7 protein-coding genes and 1 pseudogene are annotated in these 6,779 nt (G+C 64.4%); 7 read left to right on the top strand and 1 reads right to left on the bottom strand.

Translation table 11 applies throughout. The annotated features are described in order from the left end of the window. Nucleotides 1–330 (bottom strand): annotated as a pseudogene (locus tag G9373_RS37065) (CoA transferase); the annotation flags it as partial. A 109-nt stretch (nt 331–439) separates the two neighbouring features. Between G9373_RS37065 and G9373_RS37060 the strand changes: the two are divergent. The 7 genes from G9373_RS37060 (at nt 440) to G9373_RS37030 (ending at nt 6,756) form a co-directional block, all read left to right on the top strand. Then, nucleotides 440–1,447 carry an enoyl-CoA hydratase/isomerase family protein gene (locus G9373_RS37060; RefSeq protein ID WP_240960946.1) on the top strand — a complete coding sequence of 336 codons (1,008 nt, stop codon included), beginning with the start codon at nt 440–442 and terminating at the stop codon, nt 1,445–1,447. A 164-nt stretch (nt 1,448–1,611) separates the two neighbouring features. After that, nucleotides 1,612–2,433 carry an FCD domain-containing protein gene (locus G9373_RS37055; protein ID WP_167119990.1) on the top strand — a complete coding sequence of 274 codons (822 nt, stop codon included), beginning with the start codon at nt 1,612–1,614 and terminating at the stop codon, nt 2,431–2,433. 571 nt (nt 2,434–3,004) lie between these two features. Next, on the top strand, nt 3,005–3,829 hold the full coding sequence (locus tag G9373_RS37050) for a mycofactocin-coupled SDR family oxidoreductase (protein ID WP_240960945.1): 825 nt from the start codon (nt 3,005–3,007) through the stop codon (nt 3,827–3,829). Between the two features lie 31 nt (nt 3,830–3,860). Then, on the top strand, nt 3,861–4,052 hold the full coding sequence (locus G9373_RS37045; RefSeq protein ID WP_167119985.1) for a ferredoxin: 192 nt from the start codon (nt 3,861–3,863) through the stop codon (nt 4,050–4,052). 16 nt (nt 4,053–4,068) lie between these two features. Continuing rightward, nucleotides 4,069–5,298: a cytochrome P450 gene (locus G9373_RS37040; protein WP_167119982.1), complete on the top strand. Its 1,230-nt coding sequence runs from the start codon at nt 4,069–4,071 to the stop codon at nt 5,296–5,298. 51 nt (nt 5,299–5,349) lie between these two features. After that, the gene (locus G9373_RS37035) at nt 5,350–5,736 is read left to right on the top strand and encodes an ester cyclase (RefSeq protein ID WP_009476052.1); all 387 of its coding nucleotides are present in this window, start codon (nt 5,350–5,352) and stop codon (nt 5,734–5,736) included. 78 nt (nt 5,737–5,814) lie between these two features. Further along, complete coding sequence (locus tag G9373_RS37030) at nt 5,815–6,756, top strand: PDR/VanB family oxidoreductase (RefSeq protein WP_167119979.1); 942 nt, start codon at nt 5,815–5,817, stop codon at nt 6,754–6,756. Nucleotides 6,757–6,779: the final 23 nt, after the last annotated feature.

The following is a 6,779-nucleotide window of genomic DNA, read 5'->3' as shown; positions in this document are numbered from 1 at the left end:
CAGCAGGGTGGGGTCGTCGGGGCGGGCGCAGGACACGGCCGCCCACCCGTCGGCGGTCGGCAGCAGACGGCAACTGCCGCCTACCGACACCTCGCCGCGACGCTCACGTCCGGTGAAGGCCGCGCGCTCGGAGAGCAGGCGGGCACCGTCGACGTCGAGATGCCGACCGCCGAGGGCACTGACGCCGGAGATCCATGACGACATGGCGCGCGCGACAGTCGCGGCCCGGCCGGGCGGTATGATCGGAGGCCCCTCTGGGCGGCCGGTGAGGGCGACGACTCCGCTTTCGGCCCAGTCCCGCACCGGATCCGGCGCCGAGGGGCTGAGCAGGGGAGTAAGTGACACCGGTTGATCCTATGCTGGCAAGCTGTCTGTCGTGGATACCGCGCAGCCCGTGATCACCCCGCAGGACCTTGCCGACGGGGTCGCCGATACCCCGCTGCTTGGTGAGGGTGCGGTCGTCGACTCCCCGATGCTGACCGTGGATCTCGACACCGCCGTCGACACCGCGACCGCGGCCCGGGCCGCGGAGCGGGCGATGCACGCCGACCGGCTGCTGGTCGGCGTGCGCCGCACCCCCGGGCCGGTGCCGGAGCCGGTCGCGGATCTCGCCGCCGGTCTCGACACCACGATCGTCGCCGACGCCGCTCCGGTTGACCGCCGGCTGGTCGGCGCCCGAGATCCGGACGCCGCGGTCGCCGAACTCCGCGACGTCGTGACCGCCAATGTGCACGCCGCGATCGTGCTCGGGCAGGTGCTGCGGCTGTCGGAGGAGCTGCCGGTGCCGCAGGCGATCGACGTCGAGTCGCTGGCCTACTCCACCTTGCTCGGCACCCCGGGTTTCCGGCACTGGCTGCGGCAGCGCGGTCCTCGCCCGTTGCCGCCGCCGGCGCCGCAGGACCCGGTGCTGATGCGACGGGACGCGGAGCGGCTACACATCACCCTGAATCGGCCCGAGCGGCGCAACGCGTACGGTGCCGAGGTGCGGGACGGCCTGGTCGAGGCGCTGCGGCTGGCAATAATGGACGACACGATCACGGCGATCGTGCTCGACGGGTCCGGGCCGGTGTTCTCCGCGGGTGGCGACCTGGACGAGTTCGGCACTACCCCTGACCTCGCCACCGCGCATTTGATCCGCACCCGCGCCGGCGCGGCCCGACTGGTTTCGCAGTTGGCCGACCGAATGGAGGTCCGGGTGCACGGCAGCTGTGTCGGGGCCGGCATCGAGGTACCAGCGTTCGCGGGTCGGATCGTGGCAGCGCCGGGCACGGTGTTCCGGTTGCCGGAGGTGTCGATGGGATTGATCCCCGGGGCGGGTGGAACGGTGGGCGTGCCTCGGCGGATCGGGCGGTGGCGGGCGTTCTGGTTGTGTGCGACGGGTGCTGCCCTCGACGCCGGCACCGCGCTGGCGTGGGGTCTTGTGGACGAGATCAGCGCGGGTCAGTGATTGAGCGTGCCTTTACGACCGCGAGGGGGAGACTCCCGTGTCGGAGCACGTAACAAAACATCATGATAATATCCGGTGTGATGTCCAGCACGTCCGCGTTCTAGGGTGCACCGCACGCCGTGAACGGTTGGTGCGTGGGTCCGGTACTCGAAGAGGATGGCGCGATGGTCGTACGCAGCGAAGGAACGCGCAAGCGCGAGACGCGCAAGCGCGAGACGAACGGTGACCGCCCGATTCCGATCGCGGCCGGCGGATCCTCGCTGCTCCGACCGCTCAAAGCGGCAGAAGTCATCGCACGGAACATTGTGGGCGACATCCGTGCCCAGAACCTCCGGCCGGGCGATGGACTGCCGTCGGAAGCGGCCATGCTGACGCAGTACGGTGTGAGCCGAGAATCGCTGAGGGAGGGACTGCGCCTACTCGAGGTGCAGGGAATGATCGCGATTCGACGCGGCCCCGGAGGCGGTCCCGTGGTCGGGTCTGTGGGCGCAGCACACCTCGGACGAGTCTCCGCGTTGTTCTTTCACATGTCGGGTGCCACCTACCAGGAACTTTTCGAGGCGTGGGTGTGGGGACAGGGAGAGCTGGCCGAGCGTGCGGCTCGGCATCCCGACGCCGACACGCGCGCCTCCACCATGGCGCCGTTCATGGACGGGCACCACCACGAATCCGACGAGCTCCTCGAGGGCTACCTCGAGGAGCATGCCGGGTTTCACGGGGCGGTTGCCTCGTTGGTTCGCAATCGGGTCCTCGAGTTGAGTCTCGAATCCTACGGCCAGATCGTCGCGCACCACGTCGCTATGGTCGACGACCCGCGCACTCTCCGAAGCGTTCTCGTCGATGATCATCACAAGATTGCCAGGGCGGTCGCTGCTGGGCAGCCCAAGCGCGCCCGCGATCTCATGGAAGAGCACTTGCGTGGCGTGGTCGACTATTGCCGGGATCGCTTGGGAGGATCGCTCGATTCTGCGATCGAGTGGTTGTGAGCTGACACCGAACTGGATACGCGCGCAACCGGCGCGCCCGGGTTGAGCCGAAAACCGAACGCCGACTTCATGATGGAGGTCGGCGTGTTTCTCTGCGGCTGACATGCGCCGCAGCCACCGGGGAACTTATCTGCCCGAAATCTGTCGTACCCGTATTGCATTCGGGCGGCTGTGCACGATCCGCGGGCGCTTGTCTGTCCTGTCCTCTCTTTGTTGGTTCGCCGAGTCTCGAACGGCTCGAAATCGCGCTTGTGCTTTGCCGGGGTCTCGACACTATTCCTTAGGCTGTGGGCGGACACGTTGAACGTGCTGGTCAAGCCAATTTTGTCAAGCCGTAGAGGTGGTGCAGCGCAAAGTGAGACCACCCCTTGGCATCGGAGTTCCTCATGAGCAATATTGATCTCATGTTGTCCGGGGTGTGACTGGATTAACAAGGCCCTACGAACCGGAGCTCGACAGCTTGCTGTGATGCGCTCCCGACATCTCTTCTTCTGCTTGGCGTCGCCGTTTATTCAAGTACCTGGCGTAACCGTCGAGACAGCTGCCAATAGGAGGCAATCAAGTGACACGGCTGGATGGCAAGATCGCGTTCATCACTGGTGCTGCACGCGGACAGGGGCGTACCCACGCCGTCCGGCTTGCGCAGGAAGGCGCCGACATCGTTGCGGTCGATCTGTGCAGGCAGCAGGCCAACCTCGATTACACGTCCGGCACTCCCGAGGATCTCGAGGAGACGGTGCGCCTGGTCGAAAAGGAAGGCCGCCGGATCATCGCGCGTGCCGCCGATGTACGGGACCAGGCATCTTTGGATGTGGTTGTCGAAGAGGCGCTCCGTGAGTTCGGCGGGATCGACATCCTCGTCTCCAACGCCGGCATCTCGAACCAGGGATCGGTGGTCGGGCTCACCGACCAGCAGTGGGAAGACATTCTCGGCACCAACCTGGTCGGAGCCTGGCATTCGTGCCGCGCAGTGCTGCCCTCGATGATCGAGCGCGGCGCGGGTGGGTCCGTCATCTTCGTCAGCTCAACGGTCGGGTTGCGCGGTGCGCCCGGGCAGGCGCACTACAGCGCTTCCAAGCACGGCATGCAGGGTCTGATGCTGTCGCTGGCGAACGAGGTGGGTCAACACAACATCCGGGTCAACTCGGTCAATCCCGGCGCCGTCAACACCGAAATGGCGATCAACGAGAGCCTGCTGAAGATGTTCCTTCCCGATATCGAGAACCCGACTCCCGCGGACGCGGCAGACCTTTTCAGCAACCTCACGCTTCTCCCGATCCCGTGGGTAGAGCCCGAGGATGTGAGCAACGCCGTGCTGTGGCTCGCCTCGGATGAGGCCCGATTCGTCACTGGCGCAGCGATTCCCGTCGACGGCGGACAACTCGCCCGCGCCTGAGGTGCACCGGATGACATCGATTGGAGTCGAAATGACGAACAAGGTATCGGTAGATCAGGACTTCTGCCAGGCGCACGGTAGGTGCTACGCAATGTTCCCTGATCTGTTCGAACCCGACGACGAGGGCCGCGCACAGGTGAAAAACCACGGCGCGGTGCCGGAGTCGAACACGGTAGACGAGATCCTGGCCGTGTGCCCCGAAGCCGCTATTACCTCCGTGTGAGAGACAGGTATTGGAAATGACTGAACAGCTGCAGTCGGAGACGGCCACGACCGGTCGATGCCCCGTCGATATGTGGTCGTCGGAGTTCAACGAAAATTTCTGGCCCGAGATCAATCGCATGCAGAAACTCGACGAGCTCAGCGTCCATACCCAGGGCGATACCCCCTGCTACGTGGCCACCCGCTACGACGATGTCTTCAAGATCCTGCGTGACTGGAAGCGCTTCTCCTCCGAAGGGGGCGTCGCGATTCTCGGCCATGACAACCGGGCGGCGCCTCCGAAGAACGAGGGCCGGTTCCTGCCCGAGGATCTCGATCCGCCGGCACAGACGGACTGGCGAAAGATCCTCAACCCTGAACTGACGGAAGAGAAGATGAGAGTCTTCGCGCCGTCGATCACCGCCGAGATCGATACGCTCCTGGATGCGGGGATCGAGCGTGGCCGGTTCAGCGTCATGGAAGACTTCCTGCGCCCGCTGCAGCTGCGGGCGGTCTTCAGCAATCTGCTCCAGCTCGAGGGCGACAAGATCGACGACTGGATGCAATGGGCTCACGATATCTTCGTCGGCGAGACGGCGGAGGCGTCGGAGAATGCGTTCGTCAGCCTGTACGCCGCCATCGAAGCCCTGGTCAAGGCGCGGATGGCCGATCCGATCGAGGACGACCTGGTCAGCCTGGTGTGCCAGGTCAAAGAGATCGACGGCCGCGAGCCCACCCTGTCCGAGCGCATTGCCGTGGTACTCCCGCTGTCGATCGCCGGCCTGGAATCGACCGGAACCATCCTCGGCGGCATCGTTCACCACCTCGCCACTCATCCCGACGACCTGACCGAACTGGTGGAGAACCCGGATCTGGTTCCCAACGCCGTCGAAGAAGGCCTTCGAATGTTCGCGAATGTCACTGCACTCCAGCGGACCACCACATGCCCCGTCACAGTCGGCCAGACCGATCTCGACGAGGGCGCCAAGGTATGGACGTCCTACAACGGGGCCAACCGTGACGAAACGAAGTTCCCGAACCCGCACCAGTGGGACCTGCACCGCAAGGACAAGAACCACATCGCCTTCAGCATCGGTCCACACCGGTGCCTCGGCTCCAACTTCGCGCGCGTGATGATGATTCTCGTACTCGAGCGGATCGTCACCAAGATGCCGAAGTTCACACTGGTGGAGGGACAGACCATCGGGTACCACTCGATGCCCACCCGCGGAATCCACGAGTTCGACATCGAAGTACTCACCGACTGACGACCCCCCCACCCCATCCTTGTCGCTCTCACGTAGAAGGACTGATTACTCATGACCAACCCGGCTCCGGAAGAACTGTTGGCGCAGGCCCACAAGGTCGTCGATGCGTGGAACAACCTCGAACTCGACGTGCTCCACGACCTCGTGGACGAGAACATCGTGGTGGTGCACCAGAATCGGGGCGTCGCGGCAACCGGTCGCGACCTCATGATCGAGACGGTAAAACAGATGAAGCAGGTGTTCCCCGACCGCTCGATCGGTGAGACCACCCGCTGGGCAGTGACCGGCAACTCGGTCCTGCGCGAGACCACGTGGCAGGGCACTGCGACAGCGGATGTTCCCGGGTTCGGCAAGGCCGGCGAGTTCTGCAAGCTCAACGTCCTGTCGATCATGACGTTCGAGAATGGTCGGTTGACCGAGTGGTGCGATTACGGATAGGCCGCGGCGTTCCCTCGAAGCGGGTTGGTCCTGCTTCGAGGGAGTCGGCACCTTTCGACAAACTTCTGGGAAGTGAACATGAACCTCGATCTTCGCGTCGTCGAACGACGCACGGTCGCCGACGGCATCGTCGAACTGGCACTCGAAGCCGACAGCGGTGACGCACTTCCGCGCTGGGAACCCGGATCCCACATCGATCTTCACGTGGGCAACGGATTGATTCGCCAGTATTCGCTGACCGGTTTCGGCGTCGCCGACACCCGGTGGGTCATCTCGGTGCTCCGGGAGCCGAACAGTCGCGGCGGTTCGGTGTCCGTTCACGACTCGCTCGCGGAGCAGTCGTCGGTCACAGTCAGCGCGCCCCGCAATCATTTCCCTCTCGCCGGTGGCGTCGCGGTTCAGTTCGTGGCCGGTGGGATCGGCATCACCCCTCTCATCCCCATGATCATGCAGCTCGAGCGTGAAGGCCGGGATTGGAAGTTGTTCTACGCCGGACGATCGCGGGCCAGCATGGCCTACCTCGACGAGTTGGCCCAGTTCGGTGATCGGGTCCAGATCTGGCCGGACGACGAACGGGGGATGCCCGACATCGACGGGCTCGTCACCGCCACAGATCCGCAGACAATCATCTACTCCTGCGGTCCCGAAGGGCTGCTGGCCAAGTTGGAAGATCTCTGCACGGCCGGGCCGGTGAAGCGGACTCTGCGCACCGAGCGTTTTGTGGCAAAAGAGATCGAACTGGACGGACCCGATCACGACATCGACGTCGAGTTCGCACAGTCCGGTATCACAGTCACCGTTCCCGCAGATCGAACGATCCTGTCCGTGGCCGAGGAGAACGGAATCGACATTCTCTCTTCGTGCAACGAGGGAACCTGCGGAACCTGTGAAACTCCCGTCCTCGAGGGCATTCCAGACCACCGGGATTCGGTGTTGACCGACGATGAGCGTGAATGCGGTCAGACCATGATGCTGTGCGTGTCACGTGCACGCTCGGTCTCACTGCGTCTCGACGCGTGATACATCCGTCCATTCGAAGGTCG

This window comes from Rhodococcus sp. A14 (assembly GCF_011603105.1).
Lineage (GTDB): Bacteria > Actinomycetota > Actinomycetes > Mycobacteriales > Mycobacteriaceae > Rhodococcus_F > Rhodococcus_F opacus.
This window is presented reverse-complemented; position numbering and strand designations above follow the sequence as displayed.

Bases quoted from the DNA above. Each gene is read 5' to 3' on its own strand.
- G9373_RS37030 (WP_167119979.1), top strand. From the start codon at position 5,815: ATGAACCTCGATCTTCGCGTCGTCGAACGACGCACGGTCGCCGACGGC.
- G9373_RS37045 (WP_167119985.1), top strand. From the start codon at position 3,861: ATGACGAACAAGGTATCGGTAGATCAGGACTTCTGCCAGGCGCACGGT.
- G9373_RS37040 (WP_167119982.1), top strand. From the start codon at position 4,069: ATGACTGAACAGCTGCAGTCGGAGACGGCCACGACCGGTCGATGCCCC.
- G9373_RS37035 (WP_009476052.1), top strand. From the start codon at position 5,350: ATGACCAACCCGGCTCCGGAAGAACTGTTGGCGCAGGCCCACAAGGTC.
- G9373_RS37055 (WP_167119990.1), top strand. From the start codon at position 1,612: ATGGTCGTACGCAGCGAAGGAACGCGCAAGCGCGAGACGCGCAAGCGC.